Below are 24,911 nucleotides of genomic sequence, written 5' to 3'. Positions count from 1 at the left end.
TTCCGAGCACATGGCCCGTCCACGTGGCCCGTCTCCTGGGGGATCTTGATGCACGCCATCCGACTGCACACCTTCGGCCCGGCCGAGAACCTCGCCCACGAGCAGGTCGCCGATCCCGTGCCAGGCCCCGGCCAGGTCCGGATCGCCGTGGCGGCGGCCGGCGTCCACCTGCTCGACACGGCCCTGCGCCAGGGCATCCAGGGCCCGGCGCCCGAGCCGCCGGCGCTGCCCACGATCCCCGGCCGTGAGGTCGCCGGAGTCATCGAGTCCCTCGGTGAGGGCGTCGCGCGGCTCTGGCTCGGCAAGCGCGTGGTCGCCCACCTCGGATTCGCCCCGGGCGGCTATGCCGAACTCGCCGTCACGGACGTCGACCGCGTCCACGAGATCCCGGAGAACCTCGACTTCGCGGAGGCCGTCGCCATGATCGGCACGGGGCGTACGGCGATGGGGATCCTGCAGTTCGCCGAGCTCGGCCCGGAGGCCGTGGCCCTGGTCCCGGCGGCGGCCGGCGGCATCGGCACGCTGCTCGTGCAGTACGCGAAGAACGCCGGCGCCGTCGTCGTGGGGCTGGCCGGGGGACCGGAGAAGGCGGCCCGGGTACGGGACAACGGCGCCGATCTCGCCGTCGACTACACGGACCCGGCGTGGCCCGGGAAGGTCCGCGCCTTCCTGGGCGGCCGGGGTGCCACGGTCGTCTTCGACGGCGTCGGCGGCGACGTGGCCCGCGAGTGCGTCGCCCTGCTCGCGCCGGGCGGCAGGCACCTCGTCTTCGGCTGGTCCGGCCAAGGCCTGCACGACGGTGAGCCCCACCTGGTCGACGGCGTCTCCGAGAACGTCCTCGGCCCCGCGATGCTGCGCCGGGCCGGCGGCCCCAACCCCGTGCAGACCCTCGAACTGCGCGCTCTCGCCGAGGCCGCCGCGGGCCGACTCACCCCGGCCGTGCAGCGCTTCCCGCTCGCCGAGGCCGCGGCCGCGCACCGCGCCCTCGAAACCCGTGCGACCACCGGAAAGGTGGTGCTGGAGCCGTGACCGGCCACAAGCACTCCCCAGATCGATACGCCCCGAATCATGGTCTTCTGGCCGGGTGACCGTCACCCGAACGGGGGAAACACCCGGGACGTCGACCCCCGCCGCTGGTCGGGTCTGGTGATCATCGCGCTCGCGCAGCTCATCGTCGTCCTGGACGCGACCATCGTGAACATCGCGCTCCCGCCTTCATGCCGGTCTTCGCCACGGCGACGGCCGGCGTGGCACCGCAGGACTCCGGCGTGACCTCCGCGACCATCAACACCTCGCAACAGGTGGGCGGTTCGATCGGTACGGCCCTGCTCAACACCATCGCCACCACCAGCAGCGCCGCCTACATCACCGCCCACCTGACCGACCGGGCCCGGCGGGCCCTGGTCACCAAGGAGGGCATCGTGCACGGCTACACGGTCGCCATCTGGTGGGCCGCCGCCATCATGCTGCTGGCCGGTGTGATCGCGGCCCTGATGGTGACGGCGAAACCCCCGAAGCACGGTGCCGCGCAGGAGGCGCAGATCCCGGAGTCGGTGGCCTGACAGCCGCCCCCGACCGGCCTCCACAAACGGGGGGAGGGGCCCCACCGGACCGCGGAGCCCCTCCCCCACCCACCGCCGCGGCGGCGCCCGTGTCAGTGCCGCCCGGCCACCCGGTCCGCCGCCCGGGCCAGCCGCGACGACTCCCCCGCCCCGCTCACCCGCTCCCGCCGGTCGGCGGCCCGGTAGGTGGCGTACAGGCCCTGCACACCGAGCCACCGGAACGGCTCCGGCTCCCACTTGCGGACCTTGTGCCCGACCCAGGGCAGGTCGATCAGTTCGGTCTGCAGGCCCTGTCCGGAGTCCAGTTGGACGAGATCGCGGAGCGTGCGCGCGGCGAGGTTGGCGGTGGCCACGCCCGAGCCGACGTAGCCGCCCGCCCAGCCGATCCCCGTCGACCGGTCCAGCGTGACGGTGGCGCACCAGTCGCGCGGTACGCCCAGGACGCCCGACCAGGCGTGGTCGACGCGCACCCCGGCCAGTGCCGGGAAGAACCCGACGAGGATCTCCCGCAGGGCCTCGATGGTCTCGGGCTGCGTACGGCCGTCGTTGTCGGTGCGCGAGCCGAAGCGGTACGGCACCCCGCGCCCGCCCAGCGCGATCCGCCCGTCGGCGGTGCGCTGCGCGTACATGTAGGCGTGCGCCATGTCGCCGAGCGTCTCCAGACCCGCCCAGCCCACCGACTCCCACTGCTCCGGCGACAGCGGCTCGGTGGCGATCATCGACGAGTTCATCGGCAGCCAGGTCCGCCGCTGGCCCTTGAGACCCGCCGTGAAGCCCTCGGTGCAGCGCAGGACGTAGGGCGCACGGACGGTGCCGTACGGGGTGACCGCGTGCTTGGGCCGGATCTCCGTGACCGGCGTCAGCTCGTGGATCGTCACGCCCAGCGCCTCGACGGCCGCCGCGAGACCCTTGACCAGCTTGACGGGGTGCAGACGCGCGCCGTGCGGCGTCCACGTCGACCCGACGGCGTCGGCCACCCGGATCCGCTCGGCGGTCTCGCGGGCGCCGTACAGCTCGCGGTCCTTCTCGCCGTACGACAGCTCGTGCGCGTAAAACTCCTTCAGCCGCGCCAACTGGGCCGGCGTACGCGCGACTTCGAGCACCCCGCCCTTGTGGATGCCGGCGTCGATGCCCTCTTCCGCGGCGGCCCGTACGACCTCGTCGACGGTGTCGTTCATGGCGCGCTGCAGCCGTACGGCGGCCTCGTGGCCGTGCAGCTTCGCGTACCGGTCGCGGCCCGCGATGCCGTTGTACAGCCAGCCGCCGTTGCGCCCGGAGGCGCCGTAGCCGCAGAACTTCTGTTCCAGGACGGTGATCCGCAGGAAGGGGACGGCCTTCTTGAGGTAGTACGCCGTCCACAGTCCCGTGTACCCGCCGCCGACGATCACCACGTCCGCGGAGGTGTCCCCCGCGAGCGGCTCACGCACCGAGGGGAGGCCGTCGTGCGCGTACCAGAAGGAGATGGCGCCGTTCACGGCACCGTTGACCGAGCTGCTCATGGGAGGACGTTAATTCGCGTGAGCCGATTCCGGGAGCCCAGTAGGGTCCGCAAAGTGATCGACATTCCTCAGGAGCTCGCCGCATCACAGCAGGAGTACAACGGGGAGGCGGGCCGTGCCTTCATCGCCGGGCTGCCGGACCTGACGGCCGCGTTCCTCGACCGCTGGGACCTGACGGTCGACGGACGGCCGATGCACGGGGTCAGCGCCCTGGTCCTCCCCGTGACCCGCCGGGACGGCACCCGGGCCGTGCTGAAACTGCAACTCCTCGACGAGGAGAGTGAGGGCGAGCCGGTCGCCCTGCGCCTGTGGGACGGCGACGGGGCGGTACGCCTCCTCGACCACGACGAGGCCACCGGCACCATGCTCCTCGAACGCCTCGACTCGTCCCGCATGCTCGCCCACCAGCCGGACATCCACGAGTCGGTCCTGGTCATCGCCCGTCTGCTGGCCCACCTCACGTCCTTCACCGCCCCCACCGGCCTGCGCCGCCTCGGCGACATCGCGCAGGACATGCTGGAGCAGACGCCCGGGGCGCTGGAGTGCATCCCGGACCCGGAGGCCCGCCGTATCGTCGCCGACTGCGCAGCCGCCGTACGCGAAGTCGTCGACGAGCCCGGCGACCGCCTCCTGCACTGGGACCTCCACGACGAGAACGCCCTCGCCTCCGCACGCGCCCCCTGGCTCGCCATCGACCCCAAGCCCCTCGCCGGCGACCCGGGCTTCGAACTGTGGCCCGCCCTCGCCAACCGCTTCGAAGCCGACGACATCCGCTGGCGCTTCGACGCCATGACCGACGTCCTCGGCCTGGACCGGGCACGCGCGCGTGCATGGACGTACGGCCGGCTCCTGCAGAACTCCCTCTGGGACATCGAGGACGGCCGCCCGCTGGACGAGGAGCAACTGGAAATCGCCAGAAGGCTGCGCCCGCCGCGCGGCTGACCGACCGCGGCCCTCAGCTCACCCACGCGGCAGACGCCGCCACCGCCTTCAGTTCCTGGGCGACCGCGTCACCGATCATCTCGGCGTCACCGGCGCGCAGGTGGCTGACGACGGTGAGGGTGTAGGCGTCGGCGGTGTGCACGAGGCAGAGGTTCGCCGTGCCGGGCGGGGACAGCTGCGGCAGGGGAACGATGCGGGCCAGCGGGCGGCCGTGCAAGCGGCTCGGGTTGTCCCGCCACTTGAACGCGGTGCACAGGCTCGTGGTGAGCTCGGGGCGGGCCAGCCGCTCGGCCATCACCCCGGCCAGCCAGGGCACGGTCCGTGCGGCGCCCTTCAGCGCGGGAAGGAACGCGCGGTGGGCGTCGCAGCGGCGGTCGAACCCCGCGACCTCGTCCTGGCACGCCTGCAGCCGCGCCACCGGGGACTCGACGTCGACGGGCAGCGGCATACGTAGTGCGGTGACTCCGTTGCCGAGTTGGCCCGCGTTCTGGCGGGTCCGCAGGTCGACCGGCACGGTGGCGTAGAGCGGGGTCGGTGCCTTCGGCCAGGTCCGCAGGGGCCCGTAGCAGGCGTGGAGGGCACCGGCGTACGCGCTCAGCAGCAGCTCGTTGAGGGTCGCCCCGCGCCCGCCGGCCGGCTGGCGTCGGGCGGCCCGCATCACCTGCGGGTCGAGCTCGACCACGGCCACCGAGGGCCGCAGGTCGGGCACCGCGGGCAGGGGCTGGCCGGGGAACCCGATGCGCCGCAGCTCCCGGTACACCGTGGCGGCTCCGACGCGCGACCGCTGTCGTACGACCGCGGCGGGGTCCGCCCCGGCCGCGACGCCGGCCCGTGGGGTGACGGCGTCGTCCATCAGCAGCCGGAACAGCGTCTCCAGGGATCTGCCGTCCAGCAGCGCGTGATGGGCGAGCAGCACGATGCCCTGCCGCGTGACCAGCAGCCGCCACAGGGGCCGTTCGGGCGGCAGCAGATCGCTGACACCGTCGGTGAGCAGGGACCTCAGGTCCTGCTCGGTGGCGCTGACGTGCACCCCGGGATCGAACGGCCGGGCCGTCCGCCACCGGTGGCCCGACAGCGCGGCCGGCCCGCCGGGACGCCCGAGCACCAGGCTCATCCGGTCCAGCCCGCCCCACCGGTCGCGGACCCGGGACCGCACCTGCGCCAGGTCGAACGGCTCACCGGGAAACACCGCGGCGATACCGATCGTCCCCGGCATCCCGTTGCGCAGGTGCCCTTCCTCGACGGCGGTCAGCCGCATGCTCCACAACCTCTCGTGCTCTCGTGATCAACCGCGGGGTGAGTCGAACACGACGCAGGCGTTGTGACCGCCGAAGGCGAAGCTGTTGCTGAGCACCGGCCCGTCCAGGATCTTGCGCGGCTCACCGGTGACCACGTCCAGTTCGCACCGGGGATCCAGCCGCGTCAGATGGGCGGTCGGAGGCGCGAGCCCTTCCCGCACGGACACTGCCGTGATCACGGCCTCCAGCGCTCCCGCCAGCCCGAGCCCGTGCCCGGTCACGGCCTTGGGCGCGGTGACGGGCACCGCACGGGGACCGAACATGGCGGCGATGGCCTGCGCCTCCGCGAGGTCGTTCAGCTCGGTACCGGTGCCGTGCGCGTTGACGTGGGTGACGGCGTCGGCCGTCGTACCGGCGTCGGCGAGCGCCTGCTCCATGCACGCCCGCGCCCCCGCACCGTCGGGATGCGGTGCCGTGAGGTGGTGGGCGTCGGAGGTACGTCCGTATCCGGTCAGCGTGGCGTAGATCCGGGCGCCCCGCGCGCGGGCGAGGTCCAGCCGCTCCAGCACCAGGAACGCCGCCCCCTCCGCGAGGACGAAACCGCGTCGCCCGATGTCGAACGGCCGTGACGCGGAAGCGGGATCGTCGCACTCGGTGACCATGGCACCGGCCCGCCCGAAGGCCAGCGCGGTCGTGGGCGTCAGCGGGCTGTCATGGCCCCCTGCCACCACCACGTCCGCGCACCCCGCCCGGATCATCTGCATCGCCTCACCCACCGCATGCGTGCCCGAGGCACAGGCCGTGGAGATCGTCAGGCTGGGCCCGGTGATACGGAGGCGGGCACTGACCCAGTACGCGCCCGCGTTGTTCATCAGCCGGGGCGCGTAGAGCACGTCGGGATGCCCGATGCCGTTCTCCTGGCTGATCACCCCGCCGTACCCGGTACCGGTGACCACCGCCCGCCGCCCGGGACCGACATGCAGCCCCCCGGCGTCCTCGACGGCGTCCACGGCCGCGCACACGGCCAGCTGCACCGACCGGTCCGCCCGCCGCACCTCCTTGGGCGCGAGGTAGCCGGTGGGGTCGAAGTCGGTCATCGGGCAGGCGGGGTAGCGGACTGCGCCCTCGTCGTCGAACGCGTGCAGCCGCGTAGCCGAACGGTGCTGTACGAGGCTCTCCCAGAGCGCCGCCGGGCTCGCTCCGGCCCCGCAGCGGACTCCCAGGCCGGTGACGGCGACCGCGGGTCGGCCGGTCATCGGGCGAGGGTGTTGCGGGCGGCAGGGGTACGCATCCGCACGATGAGGTCGGCGACATCCCCCACGGTGGACACCGCGGCCTTGTCGGTCCCCCGCAGGGACACCCCGAACAACTCCTCCGACGCCGCCTCCAGTTCGGTGATGTCCAGGCTGTCGGCTCCCAGGTCGGCGACCAGCCGGGCCTGCGGGACCACCGCCTCCGGCGGCACCGACATCACCCGCGCGCACAGCGGGCGCAGCGCTTCCCATACGTCGCCGTGTTCCGCTACGCCGCCGTGTTCCGCTTCCATGCAACTGCCTCCATCTCCTGGTGCCGTCAGGGCACTGACGGCGTCGCCGTCCGGGCCCATGTCTCGAACTCCGTGACGACCGACTCCGCGAGCCGTCCCGCGTCGTTCGGGCGCAGGTTGCACACCACGGTGAGCGTGAACGCGTCCCCCGCCTGGGCCAGGGTCAGGCTGGCGGTGCCCGGGTACTGCAGGGGCGGCAGCCCGACCGTGCGCACCAGCCGGCGGCCCTGGAAGGTGCTCGGTCCGCCCGGCCACTTCATGGCCGTGGTCGCGGTCGCCGCGAAGCAGGAGTGCCGGCCGCGGCCGGCCAGAAACCTGGTGACCCAGGAGCCCGTCCGCCGAACCGCTTCTGCGGCGGGGAACAGCACGTTCGCGTGGACGGCGGCCCGGTCGGGGACGGTGGCCATCGCGGCCTGACACGCCCGCAGCCGCGCCACGGGACCGTCCACGTCGACGGGCAGCGGCACCCGGACCACCGTGAGGGTGTTCCCGAGTTCCCCCGTGTTCGCCCGACTGCGCAGGTCACACGGTACGGCCGTGTAGACGGGCTCGTCCCGCTGCCGCCACCGCCGCACCGGACCGTACTGCGCCCGCAGCGCCCCGGCCACGGCGCCCACCAGCAGCTCGTTCAGCGTCGCGCCTCGGCCGTCGGCCGGCTGCCTGCGTGCGGATCGGACCGTGTGCGCGGGCAGTTCCGTCACCGCGACCGAGGAGCACGTCTGCCCCGGCGGCCGCATCGGCAGGGCCTGCCCCGCGGCCGTCATCGTCCTGAGCTCGCGGCCCGCCATCAGCAGCCCGGTCCGCGCGAGGGGCACCGACCGGGCCGACTCCCGCGCCGTCACGGGGCCGTCCATCAACGAGCGCAACAGCGTCGCCAGGGAACGCCCGTCCAGCAGCGCGTGCTGGGCCACGAGCGCCAGGGCGAAGTCACCGCCGTGCGTCGCGTCCGGAACGACGAAGAGCCGCCAGGGCGGCACCCCGCCGGCGAGCGGCCGGTCCACACTCTCCGCCCACAGGTCGTCCAACTTGTGCCGCGCCACGGCGACATGCGCGACGGGATCGAACGGCCCCGGTACGACCCACCGCATCCGTCCGCGCCGGCCGAACAGCCCCTGCCGTGCCGCAGCGCCGACGCCCTCCGGACCGTCGAGCACGCAGTTCATCCGCTCCAGGCCCGCCCACCGCTCGGCGACACGGGCCCGTACCTGATCCACGTCGGGCTGCTCGCCGGAGAGGACCACCGCCAGGCCGATGACGCCCGGACACCCGTTGAACAGCAGCATCTCGTCGGCATAGGACAGTCTCATGCGGTCTCTCCGGCTCGTAGTCCAAACGCCCGCCCCGTGATGGAGCGGGCGTCGAACCGAACTCTTCGTACGGTCTACTTGAGCGCTCCGCTGTTGCAGCCCATGTCCGAGCCGAGGTGGCTGGGCTGCGCGCCCGGGGAGCCTTCGCCGTTGAGGGCGTTGCCCAGCGCGCCGTTGATGAGGCCGAGGCTGCCGAGGACGTCGATGTTCATGTCGTGCGAGCGGCACTCGATGCCCTGCGTGATGTCGACGTCGTGAGCCCGCCCCTCACCGTGGGCGACGGCAGTGCCGACACCGAAGGAGCCGACACTGCCGAGGACGGCGCCCATGAGGGCGACCTTCTGAAGCTTGCGCATTTCTTCTCCGTTGGTCGAGCGGAAGTGGGGTGCAGCAAAACGCTGTGGAACGGTGGAGATTTACGGAACGGCTGTCAGCCGAGCCGGGGCAGACCCAGCTGGCCCACCGGAGGCGCCGCGACCTGGCCGAGGCCGAGCCCGGGCACCTGCGGCGCGCTGGCCGGCGAGATCAGCGGGTTGATGAGCGGGTTCACCTCAGGGTTCACCTGCGGGTTCACCTGCGGCGCGACCTTCGGCGCGGGCTCCGGGTTGAAGACCTGCGGTGCGGAGACCTGCGGAGCGACCTGCGGCATCACCTGCGGCGCCGTCTGCGGGGTGACCTGCGGCACGACCTGCGGAACGGACGGCTGCGCGGCGGCCGGCGCCGAGGACTGCGGCGAGCCGGAGGCCTGCGCGTATCCGCCCGAGGTGGCCGAGGCGGAGGCGTAACCGCTCTGCTGCTGCGGGGCCGGGGCAGGCGCCGGGGGCGCGTAGTGGGGTGCCGGCTGCGGACGCGTGACCTGGGCGGTGCCCGTCGACCTGGTCACCGCCGTCGCCTGCGGAGCGCTCTGCTGGGGCGGCGCGTACTGCGGAGCCGGCGCGGGGGCGTACTGGGGCGCCGCGTACTGCGGGGCGGGCGCCGGGGCGTACTGAGGTGCCTGGTGCTGAGGAGCGGGCGCCGGAGCGTACTGGGGAGCCGCGTACTGGGGAGGAGGCGCCGGAGCGTACTGAGGCGCCTGATACTCAGGAGCGGGCGCCGGAGCACCGCTGTACCCGACGGGATAGTCGGCGGCCTCGCTGACGCCGGCGCCGATGGCGGTCAGACCGCCGGCCGCTGCTACGACGAGCGCGGCCTTGTGAAGCTTGCGCATGGAACCCTCGGCCCTTCATTACCTGTACAGGGAAATCCGTTGTATTCAGTGCAGTCATGCGTGCGCTCAGTCTGATATTCGTACTGCGCCCTTACAGGGGTAATGCCTGAGCTGTCATGTGGACTTCACGCCGGAGCAGGCAGCGGATCCCGTTGCCTCTCTCTGATTCCAGGACGCTGCCCTCTCTCAGCTGGCAACGACTTTTCTCCGGCCAGGTCACGGGATCGGAATTTCCGTCACTCCATTGCCATCGATCCGATAAAAGGCTCTGCGGCTTGTCGACGAATAACACCCTCTGGCAAACGGGTGACCACGTCCCGACTCACGTGACCGGCCCGGCATTTGACTCGTTCCCCCCACAGGGTCAGAGCGGTGGTCCATCGCAGCCGCATTTCCATACGTTCCAAGCACAGGTCAATGAAGGGCCGGGGTTCCATGCGCAAGCTTCATCAGGTCGCGCTCGTCGTAGCAGCAGCCAGTGGTCTGTCGGCCATCGGAGTCGCGCCCAGCGTCGCCGGCGACGTACCCCTCGGGTACGGCGGTGCTCCGGCACCCGTTGGACAGCCGGACACCCAGGCCGCCTCGTGGACCCGCTCGCAGGCGACCGTGCAGTCCTCCAACTCGCCGACCGCGCACCGGCAGGCGGCCCCTGCTCCGCAGCGCGGCGCCGAAGTCAGCCCGCAGGTCAACCCCCAACTGAGCCCGAAGATCAGCCCGCAGGTCAACCAGCAGCCCGCCGCGGCGCCGGCCGGCCCGGTGGAGCAGGCCAACCTGTTCCGCCCGTACCAGGAGTGCAGCCCGCAGTCCGTGCTGAACGCGGCCGTCCCGGTCGCCGTCCTCGCCGCCGCCGAGTCCCGCGGCGTCGACTGCGACCAGGCCAACAGCCAGGCGAACTCCTTCGCGCACGCCCAGTCGCGCTAGGCCGCGCGGCTCGGGGAACTCAACGAGCCGCTGTGACCAGCACTTTCACTTCACGCCACGGTTGGCGATGCGGCTTCCGGGTGCTTCTGCCACGAGATCACGAGCCCCGGCGTGCCTCCGGGACATATCGGGATACTTCGTATTAATCTTCCGTAACTGTACGAAGTCGATCTCGCACAGATCGCACCCACCTCACTCCACCGGAGATGACATGCACAAGCTTCGCAAGGCTGCCGTCGTGGCCGTTGCCATCGGCACCGTCGGACTCCTGGGCGCCGGGACGGCCACCGCCGACGGCCACGGCGGCAAGGACGGCGGCAAGTTCAGCGTCCTGCAGAGCTCCAACTGCAAGTCGCACGACCTGAACGTCGACGTCCTCGGCCAGGTCGGCGTGCTCAACGGCCTGCTGGGCAGCGCGCTCAACGGCGAGGGCGACCCGGGCGCGCAGGACACGCACCTGGGCTCGTCGATGGGCTGCAACAACAGCGCCTTCTGATCCAGGCACTGACGGTCGCCTAGTCGACCGAAGCGGGAAACAGGTCCCGGTACCGAGCCTCAGGCCCGGTACCGGGACTCTTCTTCGTGTCACGCATAGGCGCCCCAATTCTCCCCGAATTCCCCCCGACCCCTTACAGCAATATGAATTTATTATCCATCGGCCAAGATGGTGAGACTTTCCCTGGTTCGGCGTGCCGCTCATTTCTGTGAAATATTTCCTATTAGCCTCCGTAACTGTTCGAAGTCGATCTCCCAGAGATCGCACCCACTCCACTCCACCGGAGATGAATATGCACAAGCTCCACAAGGCCGCCGTTCTGGTCGCCGCCCTCGGGAGCGTCGGACTCCTGGGCGCCGGTGTCGCCCACGCCGACGGAGGCGGCTGGGGCCAGAAGGACAAGGGCACGGGCTCGAGCTTCAGCGTCCTGCAGAGCAGCAACTGCAAGTCGCACGACGCCAACGTGGACATCCTCGGCCAGGTCGGCATCGCGAACGGCCTGGGCGGCAACCTGCTGAACGGCGAGGGCAACCCCGGCACGCAGGAGACCGGCCTGGGCTCGTCCATGGGCTGCAGCAACACCGTCGGCGGCAAGTGACGTAGCGCCGCACACCTCCCCCGGTGCCCCGGCCCCAGGCCGGGGCACCGGTCTTTTCCCGGCCGGGCACGGCCCCGGAAAGAACGAAATGCCGGACCGGGCTCATGCCCGGTCCGGCATCGCGTGCTCGCGCCTCGTACAGCGCGCCTCAGAAGTCGAATTTGGGGATCTTGACGCCCTTGGGCAGCTCCGCCCGGTTGTTGCATTCCACGACCGGCCCGCTCGTGCTGGACCCGCCCTCCAGCATGCGGTCCTCGGGGAGCGTGAAGCGCGGGCGCTCCGTCGTCGAGCAGTCGTGCTTCTGCTTGACGACATAGCCGTTGCGCTTGTCGTCGCGGACGACCTCGCTCTTCTTGACGCAGACGATGTCGCCCTGCGCGGTGAGCGTGCAGGCACCCTTGGAGTCGTCGTCGGCATACGCCGGCGCGGCACCGCTGTAGATCACGGCGAGAGCCCCGAGGATCCCCGAGACGGTTGCGATCTTCTGTCGACCGATCATGTACGGCGTTCCTTTGCAAGGAGAAGGTCGGATACGGAAACTGCTGCAGCCCGGACGCGCACCCTGATGGGTCTGCCGCGCGTCCGGGCTGCATTTGCTAAGGGTGTTGTCCAGCACACCGTCGAAAACAGCTCGATCCGGTCCAGGAGCAAGGGGTTCGGATCGCGCGATATGCATAACGGTGTTCCGACGGATTTCGATGCGCCCGTCGCGACGCTCCGAGGCGATGCCCTAAGGGGCCGTCTGCGGCTCGCAGTTGGGAGCCGCCCGCCCCGCGGTGGTCACGACGACATTCGCAGTGCCCTGAAACTCGCGCACCGGACCCTCGGGACTTCCTTACTGAGCGGCGTACGGAGCGGAGTACTCGCCGTAGCCGTACTCCGGCGCGGCGGCCTTGGGAGCGGCCTCCGGAGCGACCTGCGGAGCAGCCTCCGGAGCGGCGTGCGGGGCAGCCTGCGCCTTGTCGGCCGGAGCACCCCACGTGGCAACGGCGTTGGCCGTCGACGTGGACACAGCGGAGACGATCTGACCGTCAAAGCCGTCGCCCTCGTGAGCGAAGGCACTGCCGGCGGCACCGAAGGCGGACAGTCCTGCGACCGCTGCGGCTACGACCGCAACGCGCTGAAACCTGCGCATAGTTTGACCCTTTCTTCCCGGGCACGAAGCCCTGGTTTGACTACTTAATGTGAGCATATACAAACGAACCGTAGCAATTTGGGACCTTTAGCCCTTCCTTGTGTCGTGTCGGCATACGAAACGGCGGATGGCCGGACCGGGTTGACCCGGTCCGGCCATCCGCCGGTTGAAGCTCAGCCCAGGATGCGGGAAAGCAGCGGGCTGGCGTCGCTCGCGTCATTGGTGTCGGAGGCCGGCACGGGCGCCATTTCGGCGCAGGTGATGTGGGGGCCGATCCGCGTCTGCCCGTTGGACAGAAGGCCGGGAGTGGGCAGGGTCAAGGGCTGGGTGGGCTGGCAGTTCACCGAGCGGCGGACGATGAACCCGTCACCCTCGGGGGTCTGCCCCTGGACCTGCTGGGTGCAGATGATGTTGCCCTGGGGGTCGAGCGAGCAGACGCCCGGGCCCGCCGCGTGAGCCTGGCCGGCGCCGAGACAGGTCATGGCAAGGCCACCGAGGAGCCCGGTGACAGCCGCGATCTTCTTTCCGTTGAACATGTGTTGCGTCTCCTTTTGCGGGGGGTGCCCGAGCGCAATACACCGCGGAACCGGCCGCGCCGTGCCCTCGGGAAATCGGAGATACGGGCCACCGCGTCCGGTCCATGTCGCGGACGTTCGGGGCCGTTTCGCTTACGAAGTGAAGGACCGACCAGAGGGTGACTGGTCCTCGGGGGACCAACCGCTCATCGGTGCGCCGGAGTTCAGGACAGCAGCGAACGCATACGGGCCCAGGGAGCGGCCTCGCGCTCCGGGCAGCCGCACATGAACGGGCCCCCTCGGGGGTGACCCCGAAGGGGCCCGCGGAAGGCGTCGCGCACGACTATGCCGCCGACCTCAGCCAGTGAAGGCGTTGTTGAACTGGCCACAAGTGGTGTCGAAGGTCTCGGACAGACCGAGCACCGCGACCGGGATAGAGGCCTCGCCAACCGTCTGCGGGCTGCACTCCTGGTAGGGGCGGTAGAGGTCGGACACGCTCGGCCCGCTCTCGTAGGCGACACCGGTACCGGCACCGATGGCGGACAGGCCGCCGGCCGCCGCTGCGACGATCATGACCTGGTGAAGCTTGCGCATGGAACCCTCGGTTTTCATTACATGTACATTGAGGCTGATTGCCTACTGTGACTGAACGAACACTAGCAGTAGCGATGCTAATCCACGTTTGGGCATGTCCCGTGTCCCACAGGGGACATGAGGGTGTTCGAAGGTGCATTCGCGGACCGGTGAAGTCGCTCGGCGGGCGAATGAAATGAGGGGATGAAAAACAAACCGCGGGGCGGTGTCATCGACAACCGCCCCGCTGATTGAGCCCCCTGTCGGATTCGAACCGACGACCTGCTGTTTACAAGACAGCCGCTCTGGACCAGCTGAGCTAAGGAGGCATGCGCGCGCTGTTACGCACGCGCCCGTGCAGTGTACCCAGGTTCCGAGTGGGCCCTGTCGAAAATTTCCGCGAAGTTCACATGCCCTCGGGTACTGACAGATCAGGCGAACGCCAGGTACCGTCCAGAGCCAGTCCGCACATGTGGACTAAACCAACCACCTTCCTACAACGGATCGTCCGGCACGTTCCTGCCGGTAGAAGGGGGCCCATCACCATGGCCACTGTCTCGTTCGACAAGGCGACCCGGATCTACCCGGGTTCCGAGAAGCCCGCTGTTGACGCGCTCGACATCGAGATCGAGGACGGAGAGTTCCTCGTTCTGGTCGGCCCGTCCGGCTGCGGCAAGTCCACCTCGCTCCGGATGCTCGCGGGGCTCGAGGACGTGAACGCCGGCGCCATCCGCATCGGTGACCGCGACGTCACGCACCTGCCGCCGAAGGACCGGGACATCGCCATGGTGTTCCAGAACTACGCGCTGTACCCGCACATGACCGTCGCCGACAACATGGGCTTCGCGCTCAAGATCGCGGGTGTGCCGAAGGCCGAGATCCGCCAGAAGGTCGAGGACGCGGCGAAGATCCTCGACCTCACCGAGTACCTCGGCCGCAAGCCGAAGGCGCTCTCCGGCGGTCAGCGCCAGCGTGTCGCGATGGGCCGCGCGATCGTGCGTGAGCCCCAGGTCTTCCTCATGGACGAGCCGCTGTCCAACCTGGACGCCAAGCTCCGTGTGTCGACGCGTACGCAGATCGCGTCGCTGCAGCGCCGTCTCGGCATCACCACCGTCTACGTCACCCACGACCAGGTCGAGGCCATGACGATGGGTGACCGCGTGGCGGTCCTCAAGGACGGTCTGCTCCAGCAGGTCGACACCCCGCGCAACATGTACGACCGCCCGGCCAACCTCTTCGTCGCCGGCTTCATCGGCTCCCCGGCCATGAACCTGGTCGAGGTCCCGATCACCGACGGCGGCGTGAAGTTCGGCAACTCGGTCGTCCCGGTCGACCGCGACGCGCTCGCCGCCGCCACCGACAAGACCGTCACCGTCGGCGTCCGTCCCGAGCACTTCGACGTCGCCGGCGCCGACTCGGACCAGGGCCTCGCGGTCACCGTGAACGTCGTCGAGGAGCTCGGCGCCGACGCGTACGTCTACGGCACCGCCAAGGTCGGCGGCGACGACACCAAGGACCTCGTCGTCCGCGTCAGCGGCCGTGACGTCCCGGAGAAGGGCAGCACGCTGCACGTCGTCCCGCGCGCCGGCGAGAGCCACGTGTTCGCGACCTCCACGGGCGCGCGGCTCTCCGACTGAAAGAGCGCCGACTGCCCGACGTAAAGGCAGCACAACCCCGGGTAATTCACCCAGGTTGACGAAGAGGGCCCCGCAGAGCGCTGCGGGGCCCTCTTCGTTGTCGACAAATACCCCGGCATACCCGGCCATTTCGAGTGCTGTACGTCAACACGCTGCAGGGGAAGAGGCACCTCTTCGTCCCCCGAAACGGTGACCAAATGTCGCCATATCAGTACTGAACGCTACCCTCACTCGCGTGAAGCACTCCACCATCCAACAGACACGACGCGGCCAGCGGGGCCCCGCCCGCCAGCTCGGCCGCACTCTCGCCCTCGTCCTGCCCGTCGTCCTGGTGCTCTCCGGGACGCTCGCGGTCACCCGGGTCAACTGGTCGGGGAACCCCTCGGACTCGGTGCTGACCGCGACCGACGTCTCGAGCGCGCGTGACACCAAGAACGCCGCTCCGCGCGCCCCTCAGGACGTGCTGCGCGACCAGCTGCTGACCGAGCTCCAGGAGGAGGACCCGGGCGTCGCCCTCACCCACCTCCAGCAGGCCGTGCACGACCGTCCGTCACTGGGGCGGCACTGCGCCTCGATCGCCCGTGCGCTGGGGCGCGCGGCGGTCCGTGTGTACGGGCCGACGCGTGCGCAGTCGTTCGCCCGGCCCGTGTGCGACACCGCGTTCGCGTCCGGGGTCGCGGCGGTGCACGGCTAGCCATCCCCTTTCGGAGAACACTCCGCTTCCGGACCGTAACGGCTGATTAAGGAACGGTTGCAGGTGAATGCCGTGAGCGGGGCGCCGCGTACAGTTCGGTCATGACTGATCCGAACGCCGCGTCCCGCCCCGTTCAAGCCGTCATCCTGGCCGGCGGCCAGGGTTCCCGGCTGCGTCCGTACACCGACGACCGGCCCAAGCCGATGGTGGAGATCCCCGGTACGGGGACGCCGATCATCGGCCACCAGCTCGCCTGGCTCGCGGAGGAGGGCGTGACCGACGTGGTGGTCAGCTGTGGACATCTCGCCGAGGTGCTGCAGGACTGGCTGAAGTCGGCCGAGCTGCCGGTGCGGGTCACGACCGTCGTGGAGACGGAGCCGCTCGGGCGGGGTGGTGGTCTGAAGTACGCGGCGGCGCATCTGCCGCATCCGGAGCGGCCCTGGTACGCGACCAACGGTGACATCTGGACCCGGTTCTCGCTGCGCGACATGGCGGACTTCCACGCGGAGCGGGACGCGGTCGCGACGTTGGCGCTTGCACGGCCCCGGATTCCCTGGGGGGCTGTGAAGACGGACGGCTTCGGGCACATCACGGACTTCATCGAGGCGCCGCCGTCGACGTTCGAGATCAACGCGGGCGTGTACGTCTTCTCCCCCGCCTTCTCCGGCCTCCTCCCCGAGCGCGGCGACCACGAGCGCACCACCTTCCCCCACCTGGCCCGCGAACGCCGCCTGGCCGGTTTCCCGATCCCGCAGGGCGCGTACTGGCGCGCCATCGACACGGCGAAGGACCTGACGGAGGCGGCGAAGGAGCTGGCGGCGCTGGGGCGTTGATGCCTGCGGCGGCCTGTGGCTGTTTCGGTGGGGGTGCGCCGAGCGCCTGCGGGCGCGTTGCGGGGCGGGGCCATGGGCGACAGCGGCCTCGCGGGGGTACGCCACCGCCCAAGGCCACTCCGCCGGTCTCTTTCAAGTGCCGTCCATGCAATTCCAGCCCGTCCGGCGTTTGAGGACGAGGCCCGTTCAGGGCCGATAGCGGGGGTCCGGGGGGCCGCAGGCCCCCAGGGGCGGGACGGGTAGGGGCGGCGGGGGCGAGGAGAGCTTGGTGTGGCGATGGGCCCCGCACGGGAAGTGTGCGGGGCCCATCGAGGTTGTGCTGGTCCGGGTCAGCCGGTGGGCAAGGGTGCGAGTAGCGGGCCCACCGGCAGGGTTACCCCAACAGGCCGCCCACCAGCCCCGGTTCGTCGGCGTCGGAGCCACCCGTGGAGCCGCCGCCGGAGGAGGGCCCCCCGGAGGTCGGCCCGGTGCTGGTGCTCGGCGCCTCGTCGGCCGGAGTCGACTGCTGCGGCGGAGCCTGCCCCCCGGTGCCCTGCGTCTGGCTGGGCGTACCCGCCCCGGCGCTGCCGGTGTCACTGGTCGCGCCCGGCGATGTCGCGGCGCCGGACGGCGTGGCCGACCCCGACGTGGCGCCCTGCGTGGGCGAGTTGGAGGCCGACGGCGTCTTCTGCCGTTGGCCGGGCTCCTGCGGCAACGGGGAGCCCGGCAGTTCATTGCGCGGGGCCTCGCCGGGGCCGGGGACGACGACACGGTCGGCGTCTCGGACCGCGCCGCCGAGCAGCGAGCCGATGAGGAGCGTCAGGCCAGTGACGATCACTGTGACCAGGGCGCCGCGGCGCAGGACGTAATTGCGCAGCTCCCAGATGTCGGCGCGAGGGCCGAGGCGGCGCCAGGCCATGCCCGCGAGGCGGCCGTCGATCGAGTAGACCGGGGCGCCGGCGATGATCAGCGGGGACCAGGCGGCGAGGTAGATGATGTCGGGGGCGTCGTAGGCCGGGACGCTCTTCCAGCTGACGGTGACCAGGAGCGCGGCAGACAACAGCGCGCCCATCACCGCGGCGACCCGCTGCCAGCATCCCAGGACCGTGAGGACGCCCACGATGACCTGGAAGAAGGCGATGACCAGGCCGGAGCCGACGGGGTGTTCCAGCGCGAACTGGCGGAGGGGCTCGGCCACTTCCCACGGATGCAGGGTGTTGAGCCACTTCACCATCGAGCCGCGCTTGCCGCCGTCGAAGTAGACGGGGTCGCAGAGCTTGCCCATGCCGGCGTAGATGGAGATGAAGCCGAGGAAGACGCGCAGGGGGAGAAGGACGACGCCGAGGTTCATGCGGCGGCCGGGGTAATAGGCGTGCCGGGCCGGGTCGTCACCGCCGCCGGGCCGCTTGAGGGGCGTGTCGGTCGCCTGCGTGCCGTGCGGGTCTTCCTCGAACTCCTGGTTGTCGTAGACGAGTTCCTCGTCGTATGCGCCCTCGACCGTGCGCATGTTGGGGAGGAGCCGGGTTTCGAGGGATTCGTGCGTGCGTTGGGCGCCCACGATCGGCGTTTCGACGGTCCGTGAGAACTCGTCGTCGTAGCCGCCGTCGTAGCCGCCCCCGTCGTAGCCGTCGTAGCCGTCGACATCGACCCGTGGGATGACCTGGGTGGCTCCGCCGAGGCCGGGGGCCGGCTCTTCGCCGTGGCGGACGCTGCCGTCCCGCACGGCCTGGAGCAGGCGGTGGGCGCCGGTGTCGTCGGGCGCGGACGTGCCGTTCCAGACGGCGACTCTGCGGCGGGCGCCGGGGGCCGCGCCCGCTCTGCCGGCCGCGCCCATGACGGGGATGCGGGCAGTGTCCTCGGTGGCGCTCAAGTGCCGTGCGATCCTGGGGGATTTGGTGCGCCCGGTCGACGCGCCCAGCAGCACGCGGAAACTCGCGTGATTGACGATGATCTGCGCCGGATCGCTCGGCACCTTCACCATGCTCAGCGCGGGAGCGTCGTCGTAACCCGACGAGCGGTCCCCCGTGGGTGTGCGGGGTGTTCTGGTGTCCACACTCAACTAACCGAGTGATGTGTGGTTAGGACACTGCCTTGACCGGCCGGATCTGTCCGGACCCCGTCAAGGATGCGCAGGTCGCACCACTGTCACCGGAATTACCCCGCACGGGTGACGCCACGGACGCGTGTTCAGCCGCGTCGGCGAGCCGCCTCGTAGAGGACGATCCCTGCCGCCACACCGGCGTTGAGGGACTCCGCGCCGCCCGGCATCGGGATGCGGACGCGGAAGTCGCACGTCTCGCCCACGAGTCGGGACAGGCCCTTGCCCTCGCTGCCGACCACGATGACGACCGGGCCTTCGAGGGCCGCCAGGTCGCCCAGTTCGGCCTCGCCGTCGGCGGCGAGACCGACGACCGCGATGCCTGCCTTCTTGTACGCCTCCAGGGCGCGGGTCAGGTTCGTGGCGCGGGCGACGGGGGTGCGGGCCGCGGTGCCGGCCGATGTCTTCCAGGCGCCGGCCGTCATGCCGGCCGCGCGCCTTTCCGGTACGACGACGCCGTGGCCGCCGAAGGCGGAGACCGAGCGGACCACGGCACCCAGGTTGCGCGGGTCCGTCACGCCGTCGAGGGCGACGATCAGCGGGTCCTCGCCCCCATCCGCGGCCGCGTTGGCCAGGTCCTCGGGGTGCGCGTACTCGTACGGCGGGACCTGGAGGACCAGGCCCTGGTGGTTGAGGCCGTTCGTCATGCGGTCCAGCTCGGGACGCGGGGCCTCCATGAGGTTGATGCCGCCGCGCTCGGCGGCGAGCTGGAGGGCCTCGCGGACGCGCTCGTCGTTGTCGATGAACTGCTGGACGTAGAGCGTCGAGGCCGGGACGCCCTCGCGCAGGGCCTCGACCACCGGGTTGCGTCCTACGACCATCTCGGACGTGCCCTTGCCGCCGCGGCCGCGCGGCACGGGGCGGCGCGCGGCCTGCTTCGCCTTGGCGGTCGCGATGCGGTTCTTCTTGTGCTTCTTGCGCATCTCGGCGGGCGGGGTCGGGCCCTTGCCCTCGAGGCCCTTGCGTCGCTGGCCGCCACTGCCGACCTGCGCGCCCTTCTTGCCGGACATGCGGCGGTTGTTCGCGGCCATGACCTACCTGTCTGTCGTGAGGCGTTCGTATGTACGTCTATGCAGTGTGCCGCCCGGAGGGCCGGGCGGAACAATCGATCTTCCGGGAACCGGAATCCGTCAGCGCGAGCCGAGGGTCCAGCGGGGGCCCTGCGGGCCGTCCTCGATCACGAGGCCCGACTGCTTCAGCTGGTCACGGATGGCGTCGGCGGTGGCCCAGTCCTTGCGGGAGCGGGCCGCCTCGCGCTGGTCGAGAACCATGCGGACCAGGGTGTCGACCACGCCGTGGAGGTCTTCGCCGCGGTCGGACTCGCCGGCCCAGTGCTCGTCGAGCGGGTCCAGGCCGAGGACGCCGAGCATGGCGCGGACCTCGGCGAGGCGGGCCACGGCGGCTTCCTTGTCGTCGGCGGCCAGTGCGCTGTTGCCCTGGCGGACGGTGGTGTGGACGACGGCCAGCGCCTGCGGGACGCCGAGGTCGTCGTCCATGGCCTCGGCGAACGCGAGCGGCACCTCGGGGGACGGCTCGACGACGTGCCCGGTCATCTCGACGACGCGCTGCACGAAGCCCTCGATGCGCGCGAACGCCGACTCGGCCTCGCGCAGGGCCTCCTCGCTGTACTCGATGGTCGAGCGGTAGTGCGGGGTGCCGAGGTAGTAGCGCAGGACGATCGGGCGCCACTGCTTGACCATCTCGGAGACGAGGACGGAGTTGCCGAGCGACTTCGACATCTTCTCGCCGCTCATGGTGACCCAGGCGTTGTGCACCCAGTACTGGGCGAAGTCGTCGCCGTAGGCCTTGGCCTGGGCGATCTCGTTCTCGTGGTGCGGGAAGATCAGGTCGAGTCCGCCGCCGTGGATGTCGAAGGCGGAGCCGAGGTACTTGTGCGCCATCGCCGAGCACTCCAGGTGCCAGCCGGGGCGACCGCGGCCCCACGGCGTCTCCCAGTCGGGCTCACCGGGCTTGGCGGCCTTCCACATCGCGAAGTCGCGCGGGTCCCGCTTGCCGGTGATGCCCTCCTCGGTGGGCTGCCGCATCTCGTCGAGGTCCTGCCGGGACAGCTCCAGGTAGGAGGGCCAGGACCGGACGTCGAAGTAGACGCTGCCGTCCGCCTCGTAGGCGTGTCCGCGCTCGATGAGCCCGCGCATCATCTCGACCATCTCGGTGACATGGCCGGTGGCGCGGGGCTCGTACGTCGGCGGGAGGCAGCCGAGGGCGGTGTAGCCGTCGGTGAAGGCGCGCTCGTTCTCGTAGCCGATGGACCACCAGGGGCGGTTCTGCTGCTCCGCCTTCCAGATGATCTTGTCGTCGATGTCCGTGACGTTCCGGATGAACGTGACGTCGTAGCCGCGGTATTCGAACCAGCGGCGCATGATGTCGAAGTTGAGCCCGGAGCGGATGTGCCCGATGTGCGGTGCGGCCTGCACGGTGGCGCCACAGAGGTAGATCGAGACACAGCCCGGCTGAAGGGGGGCGAAGTCACGGATCTGCCGGGCACTGGTGTCGTACAGGCGAATAGTCACGACACCAGGGTAGTGGGCGGATGGGAGTGCCTGGTGCGTAAGTGCGGTTTGGCCGTTCGTGGTCACTCCCAGGCCGGCGGGGACCGGTCGGGCCCGCGCTGGAACGGCCCGCCGGGCGGCCTCAGCCGACCCGGACCACCAGCGCCGTCGCCACCGCCATGAGCCCCTCGTCGCGGCCCGGGAAGCCCAGGCCGTCCGTGGTCGCGCCCGACACCGACACCGGGGCTCCGGCCGCCTCCGACAGGATCTTCTGCGCCTCGTCGCGGCGCTTGCCGATCTTGGGGCGGGGGCCGACGACCTGGACCGCGACGTTGCCGATCCGGAAGCCCGCCTCACGGACGATCCGGGCCGCCTCGGTGAGCAGTACGACACCCGGGGCACCGGACCACTCGGGGCGCCCGGTGCCGAAGTGCTGTCCCAGGTCGCCGAGGCCGGCCGCCGAGAACAGCGCGTTGCACGCGGCGTGTGCGACGACGTCCGCGTCGGAGTGGCCGGCGAGGCCCGGTCCCTCGCCCTCCCACTTCAGGCCGGCGCACCACAGCTCGCGGCCCTCCTCGAATGCGTGGATGTCGGTGCCGATGCCGACCTGGGGAAGGATCACGGGCTGCTCAGAAGCCATCGTTCAGCCTCCGGCGCGCCAGAACCGCCTCCGCCAGGACCAGGTCCAGCGGGCGCGTCACCTTGAAGGCCTCCTCGTGGCCGGGCACGACCACGACGGTGAGGCCGAGCTGCTCGACCATGCTCGCGTCGTCGGTGACGTCGTCGGTCACCGTCTCGTGCGCACGGATCAGCGTCGCGCGGTCGAAGCCCTGCGGAGTCTGTACGGCACGCAGGCGGGCACGCAGCGGGGTGGCCACCACCGGTTCGGGCTCGCCCGTGACGGCGGCCGGCTCGACCTCCTTGACCGTGTCCGCGAGCGGCAGCGCGGGAACCACGGCGTGCGCCCCGTCCCGTACCGCCTCGATCACCGCGTCCACCGTGTCCACCGGCACCAGCGGGCGGGCCGCGTCGTGCACCAGGACGATGTCGTGCTCCGGCGGCAGCGCGTCCAGGCCGAGCTTCACGGACTCCTGGCGGGACTCGCCGCCGGGGACCACAAGGAAGTCGGTGCGCTCGGGCAGCGCGTGTGCGTCGAGCAGGCTCTTGACCTCGGCGGCGCCGTCGGGCGGGGCCACGACGACCACGAGGGAGACGGCCCGGGAGGCGGCCATCGCACGCACGGCGTGGATGAGCATGGGCGTGCCGTTCAGCGCGCGAAGCGCTTTGGGGGCGCCCGGGCCGAGGCGTACGCCCTTTCCGGCGGCCGGGATCACGACGGCGGTACGGGCCCCGGCACGCGTGTCCGCGGGGACACCCGTGGGCGAAGGACGCGAAACGTCAGACATCGGTTCCTGTCAGGTTTGTGTGCTCTGCCTACGTGGGTATGGCCTCAAGCGTGCCGGGTGGGCCCTTGCTTGACCGAACCCTTCCGTGACATCGGTCGAGCCGGCTGCCCGGACCCGGCACATCAAGTATCGGGGGCGCCCCCGAGGTAGGACGTACCGCGCCTGTGAGCGAACATGCCGCAGCGCCCGGCGACAGCAATTACGTCATCGGGCACCGCGGCACTTCTTTGAAAAAAATCAGCACACTGCCGAAACCACTGTGCTGAAACTGAGGCGGATGTACCGCGTCAGGACGCGAGGACCTCGTCGAGCAGCGCCTCGGCCTTGTCCTCGTTGGTGTTCTCCGCAAGAGCCAGCTCGCTCACCAGGATCTGGCGGGCCTTGGCGAGCATGCGCTTCTCACCGGCGGAGAGTCCACGCTCGCGCTCACGACGCCACAGGTCACGCACGACTTCCGCGACCTTGATGACATCGCCGGAGGCGAGCTTCTCCAGATTTGCCTTGTATCGACGCGACCAGTTCGTGGGCTCCTCGGCGTACGGCGCGCGCAGCACCTCGAAGACCCGGTCCAGCCCGTCCTGACCGACCACATCACGCACGCCGACGAACTCCGCATTGTCCGCTGGCACACGTACCGTCAGGTCACCCTGGGCGACCTTCAGCACCAAGTAGGTCTTGTCCACGCCTTTGATCTGGCGAGTTTCGATGGCCTCGATCAGCGCGGCCCCGTGATGGGGATAGACCACGGTGTCGCCAACCTTGAACGTCATGTGACAGGTACCCCTTCCGTGGCTATCCAGGGTAACACGGAAACTGCGGGTTCTGAATGGCGTTTTCGCAGGTCAGGGCATATCTCGGGGCTTGACAACTCCAACAGGAACGTGCTGCGCGGGCCGAGCGGAAGAAAGTATTCGCAGGTGGGAGTGGCTCTGCGGGCGAGGTGAAACGCGTACGTTACACACATCCGGGGGCGCCTCCGAGCGGCCGAACGTCCACATATGTCCGGTTCCAAGTGTGCGACTTCCGCTACTCCGTTCGGCGTCCCGAGTCACCTCCCCGGTGAATCCGGAATTGATCACAGCCAGGTCGGCGGCCCATCCGGTGATCAATTCCGGGAGCGTCGCGCATTCCTTCACCGAAATTTTGCGGGGGCCTAGCGAGACGTCTTATGTGAATGGCGGACAGAGGTCCGGGCAAAGTGACCGGCGGGCCACTTGCGGGTGAAGGAACGGGTGGCGGAAGAGGCGCTTCGGACGTACTTCGTCGTCTCGTCGCCGCTCGGGGGAGGGTCGGGTGCGGTCGCACGGGAACGGCTCGGTAACCTAAGGCCGCTGACAGACACTTAGGGCGGCTTCAAGCGCCCCCCGTTCGAGTCAAGGAGTTGCCGCCGCCGTGAGCAGCAGCCTTCGACGCGGCGCCCTCGCTGCCGCCGCCATCACGTTCTCGATCGCCGCGCTCTCCGCGTGCGCGGCCGGCAACAACGCGCAGACCCTGGAGATCAAGCCGGACAACGCAGCCACCAGCGTCGGCGACATCAAGATCCAGAACGCCATCGTCATCACTCAGCCCGACCTGGAGTCGACCGGCCCGGCCGCGATCTCCGCGACCCTGTTCAACTCCGGCAGCTCCGCGCAGACGCTGGACTCGATCAAGGTGGACGGCACCTCCAAGGGTGCCGTGCTCAAGCCCGCCAAGGGCGGCAGCCTGACCATCCCGGCCGGCGGTTCGCTGATCATCGGCGGCAAGGACAACGCCGCCGCCGTGCTGCCCAGCAGCCGCGAGGCCGTCCAGGACGGCAACGCGCAGCGGATCACCTTCACCTTCAGCAAGACCGGTGACGTGAGCCTGCGCGCGTTCGTCGTGCCCGCCGAGCACTACTTCGAGAGCTGGGGCCCGACCGAGGTCCCGGCAACGCCGGGCACCACGTCCTCCCCGACCGGCTCGCCGACCGGAACCCCGGGTGCGGGCGCGGAGGCCACCCCGACCGGCGGTGCGTCCGGGAACGCGACGGAGACCGGCGGAGCGGCCGGTGACGAGGCGGGGGCCGGCACCGCGGGGACCCCGAGCGACAGCGCCTCGCAGACGGTCTCCGGGCACTGAGCGGCCGTACGGCACCGGATCGTCGTACGACACCTGCACAGTCGTAGAAAAAGGGCGGGACCCCCGGAATCGGGGGTCCCGCCCTTCGACGTACGTGGCGACCGTGTTCTCGTTC

At 70.5% G+C, this 24,911-nt stretch carries 27 protein-coding genes, 1 tRNA gene and 1 pseudogene; 11 read left to right on the top strand and 18 right to left on the bottom strand.

What is annotated here, in order from left to right:
- Positions 1–48 precede the first annotated feature (48 nt).
- The 3 genes and pseudogenes from OHT51_RS23175 to OHT51_RS23165 all read left to right on the top strand — a co-directional run.
- Positions 49–1,029, top strand: coding sequence for a zinc-binding dehydrogenase (locus tag OHT51_RS23175; protein ID WP_328880831.1), 981 nt, complete (start codon positions 49–51; stop codon positions 1,027–1,029).
- A 39-nt stretch (positions 1,030–1,068) separates the two neighbouring features.
- Entirely contained in the window at positions 1,069–1,272 is a 204-nt protein-coding gene (locus OHT51_RS23170) for a hypothetical protein (protein WP_328880830.1), read from the top strand.
- Positions 1,215–1,562 (top strand): annotated as a pseudogene (locus tag OHT51_RS23165) (MFS transporter); the annotation flags it as partial. The gene OHT51_RS23170 and the pseudogene OHT51_RS23165, both read left to right, overlap by 58 nt.
- Before the next feature lie 92 nt (positions 1,563–1,654).
- Here the strand turns inward: OHT51_RS23165 and OHT51_RS23160 are convergent.
- Complete coding sequence (locus OHT51_RS23160; RefSeq protein WP_328880829.1) at positions 1,655–3,061, bottom strand: NAD(P)/FAD-dependent oxidoreductase; 1,407 nt, start codon at positions 3,059–3,061, stop codon at positions 1,655–1,657.
- 18 nt (positions 3,062–3,079) lie between these two features.
- Between OHT51_RS23160 and OHT51_RS23155 the strand changes: the two genes are divergently transcribed.
- Complete coding sequence (locus tag OHT51_RS23155; RefSeq protein WP_443052536.1) at positions 3,080–4,003, top strand: aminoglycoside phosphotransferase family protein; 924 nt, start codon at positions 3,080–3,082, stop codon at positions 4,001–4,003.
- A 13-nt stretch (positions 4,004–4,016) separates the two neighbouring features.
- Here the strand turns inward: OHT51_RS23155 and OHT51_RS23150 are convergent, their stop codons facing one another.
- The 6 genes from OHT51_RS23150 to OHT51_RS23125 form a co-directional block, all read right to left on the bottom strand.
- Positions 4,017–5,261: a wax ester/triacylglycerol synthase domain-containing protein gene (locus tag OHT51_RS23150; RefSeq protein WP_328880827.1), complete on the bottom strand. Its 1,245-nt coding sequence runs from the start codon at positions 5,259–5,261 to the stop codon at positions 4,017–4,019.
- A gap of 27 nt (positions 5,262–5,288) precedes the next feature.
- Complete coding sequence (locus OHT51_RS23145) at positions 5,289–6,497, bottom strand: beta-ketoacyl-[acyl-carrier-protein] synthase family protein (RefSeq protein WP_328880826.1); 1,209 nt, start codon at positions 6,495–6,497, stop codon at positions 5,289–5,291.
- The gene (locus tag OHT51_RS23140; RefSeq protein WP_328880825.1) at positions 6,494–6,787 is read right to left on the bottom strand and encodes an acyl carrier protein; all 294 of its coding nucleotides are present in this window, start codon (positions 6,785–6,787) and stop codon (positions 6,494–6,496) included. Before OHT51_RS23140 ends, OHT51_RS23145 begins: the two co-directional genes overlap by 4 nt.
- Positions 6,788–6,813: 26 nt before the next feature.
- On the bottom strand, positions 6,814–8,094 hold the full coding sequence (locus OHT51_RS23135) for a WS/DGAT domain-containing protein (RefSeq protein ID WP_328880824.1): 1,281 nt from the start codon (positions 8,092–8,094) through the stop codon (positions 6,814–6,816).
- Between the two features lie 74 nt (positions 8,095–8,168).
- On the bottom strand, positions 8,169–8,450 hold the full coding sequence (locus OHT51_RS23130) for a hypothetical protein (RefSeq protein WP_328426784.1): 282 nt from the start codon (positions 8,448–8,450) through the stop codon (positions 8,169–8,171).
- A gap of 74 nt (positions 8,451–8,524) precedes the next feature.
- Complete coding sequence (locus OHT51_RS23125) at positions 8,525–9,301, bottom strand: hypothetical protein (RefSeq protein WP_328880823.1); 777 nt, start codon at positions 9,299–9,301, stop codon at positions 8,525–8,527.
- A gap of 435 nt (positions 9,302–9,736) precedes the next feature.
- Between OHT51_RS23125 and OHT51_RS23120 the strand changes: the two genes are divergently transcribed.
- From OHT51_RS23120 to OHT51_RS23110, 3 genes are all read left to right on the top strand, one after another.
- Positions 9,737–10,222 carry a hypothetical protein gene (locus OHT51_RS23120; RefSeq protein ID WP_328880822.1) on the top strand — a complete coding sequence of 162 codons (486 nt, stop codon included), beginning with the start codon at positions 9,737–9,739 and terminating at the stop codon, positions 10,220–10,222.
- A 211-nt stretch (positions 10,223–10,433) separates the two neighbouring features.
- Positions 10,434–10,718 (top strand): hypothetical protein, encoded by a 285-nt coding sequence (locus OHT51_RS23115; RefSeq protein ID WP_328426779.1) that lies wholly within the window; start codon positions 10,434–10,436, stop codon positions 10,716–10,718.
- A 292-nt stretch (positions 10,719–11,010) separates the two neighbouring features.
- Positions 11,011–11,316, top strand: a complete 306-nt coding sequence (locus OHT51_RS23110; RefSeq protein WP_328880821.1) for a hypothetical protein — start codon at positions 11,011–11,013, stop codon at positions 11,314–11,316.
- 148 nt (positions 11,317–11,464) lie between these two features.
- On the opposite strand, the gene OHT51_RS23105 is transcribed toward OHT51_RS23110, so the two are convergent.
- The 5 genes from OHT51_RS23105 to OHT51_RS23085 all read right to left on the bottom strand — a co-directional run bounded on the left by OHT51_RS23105 (position 11,465) and on the right by OHT51_RS23085 (position 13,868).
- Complete coding sequence (locus tag OHT51_RS23105) at positions 11,465–11,815, bottom strand: hypothetical protein (RefSeq protein WP_328880820.1); 351 nt, start codon at positions 11,813–11,815, stop codon at positions 11,465–11,467.
- Positions 11,816–12,151: 336 nt separating this feature from the next.
- Positions 12,152–12,451: a hypothetical protein gene (locus OHT51_RS23100; protein WP_328880819.1), complete on the bottom strand. Its 300-nt coding sequence runs from the start codon at positions 12,449–12,451 to the stop codon at positions 12,152–12,154.
- A 173-nt stretch (positions 12,452–12,624) separates the two neighbouring features.
- Complete coding sequence (locus OHT51_RS23095; RefSeq protein WP_328880818.1) at positions 12,625–12,987, bottom strand: hypothetical protein; 363 nt, start codon at positions 12,985–12,987, stop codon at positions 12,625–12,627.
- Between the two features lie 336 nt (positions 12,988–13,323).
- Positions 13,324–13,560: a hypothetical protein gene (locus OHT51_RS23090; RefSeq protein WP_328426772.1), complete on the bottom strand. Its 237-nt coding sequence runs from the start codon at positions 13,558–13,560 to the stop codon at positions 13,324–13,326.
- A 233-nt stretch (positions 13,561–13,793) separates the two neighbouring features.
- Positions 13,794–13,868 (bottom strand) — tRNA-Thr (locus OHT51_RS23085).
- A gap of 216 nt (positions 13,869–14,084) precedes the next feature.
- On the opposite strand from OHT51_RS23085, the gene OHT51_RS23080 reads away from it, so the two are divergent.
- From OHT51_RS23080 to OHT51_RS23070, 3 genes are all read left to right on the top strand, one after another.
- The gene (locus OHT51_RS23080; protein ID WP_328880817.1) at positions 14,085–15,176 is read left to right on the top strand and encodes an ABC transporter ATP-binding protein; all 1,092 of its coding nucleotides are present in this window, start codon (positions 14,085–14,087) and stop codon (positions 15,174–15,176) included.
- A gap of 235 nt (positions 15,177–15,411) precedes the next feature.
- Positions 15,412–15,870: a hypothetical protein gene (locus OHT51_RS23075; RefSeq protein WP_328880816.1), complete on the top strand. Its 459-nt coding sequence runs from the start codon at positions 15,412–15,414 to the stop codon at positions 15,868–15,870.
- A 101-nt stretch (positions 15,871–15,971) separates the two neighbouring features.
- Positions 15,972–16,703, top strand: coding sequence for a nucleotidyltransferase family protein (locus OHT51_RS23070; protein WP_328880815.1), 732 nt, complete (start codon positions 15,972–15,974; stop codon positions 16,701–16,703).
- Positions 16,704–17,076: 373 nt separating this feature from the next.
- On the opposite strand, the gene OHT51_RS23065 is transcribed toward OHT51_RS23070, so the two are convergent.
- The 6 genes from OHT51_RS23065 to OHT51_RS23040 form a co-directional block, all read right to left on the bottom strand.
- Positions 17,077–18,735: a DoxX family protein gene (locus OHT51_RS23065; protein ID WP_328884406.1), complete on the bottom strand. Its 1,659-nt coding sequence runs from the start codon at positions 18,733–18,735 to the stop codon at positions 17,077–17,079.
- 134 nt (positions 18,736–18,869) lie between these two features.
- On the bottom strand, positions 18,870–19,811 hold the full coding sequence (gene rlmB / locus OHT51_RS23060) for a 23S rRNA (guanosine(2251)-2'-O)-methyltransferase RlmB (protein ID WP_328880814.1): 942 nt from the start codon (positions 19,809–19,811) through the stop codon (positions 18,870–18,872).
- Positions 19,812–19,910: 99 nt separating this feature from the next.
- Positions 19,911–21,311 (bottom strand): cysteine--tRNA ligase, encoded by a 1,401-nt coding sequence (gene cysS / locus OHT51_RS23055; protein WP_328880813.1) that lies wholly within the window; start codon positions 21,309–21,311, stop codon positions 19,911–19,913.
- 121 nt (positions 21,312–21,432) lie between these two features.
- On the bottom strand, positions 21,433–21,930 hold the full coding sequence (gene ispF / locus OHT51_RS23050; RefSeq protein ID WP_328880812.1) for a 2-C-methyl-D-erythritol 2,4-cyclodiphosphate synthase: 498 nt from the start codon (positions 21,928–21,930) through the stop codon (positions 21,433–21,435).
- Positions 21,920–22,696, bottom strand: a complete 777-nt coding sequence (gene ispD, locus OHT51_RS23045; protein ID WP_328880811.1) for a 2-C-methyl-D-erythritol 4-phosphate cytidylyltransferase — start codon at positions 22,694–22,696, stop codon at positions 21,920–21,922. Before ispD ends, ispF begins: the two co-directional genes overlap by 11 nt.
- Before the next feature lie 287 nt (positions 22,697–22,983).
- Complete coding sequence (locus tag OHT51_RS23040) at positions 22,984–23,466, bottom strand: CarD family transcriptional regulator (RefSeq protein WP_003953493.1); 483 nt, start codon at positions 23,464–23,466, stop codon at positions 22,984–22,986.
- 622 nt (positions 23,467–24,088) lie between these two features.
- Between OHT51_RS23040 and OHT51_RS23035 the strand changes: the two genes are divergently transcribed.
- Positions 24,089–24,796, top strand: a complete 708-nt coding sequence (locus tag OHT51_RS23035; protein WP_328880810.1) for a DUF461 domain-containing protein — start codon at positions 24,089–24,091, stop codon at positions 24,794–24,796.
- The last annotated feature ends 115 nt before the right edge of the window (positions 24,797–24,911 follow it).

Source organism: Streptomyces sp. NBC_00299, assembly GCF_036173045.1.
In the GTDB taxonomy this organism is placed as follows: Bacteria; Actinomycetota; Actinomycetes; order Streptomycetales; family Streptomycetaceae; genus Streptomyces; species Streptomyces machairae.
The sequence above is the reverse complement of the archived record's forward strand: the minus strand, read 5'-3'. Positions and strand labels throughout refer to the sequence as shown.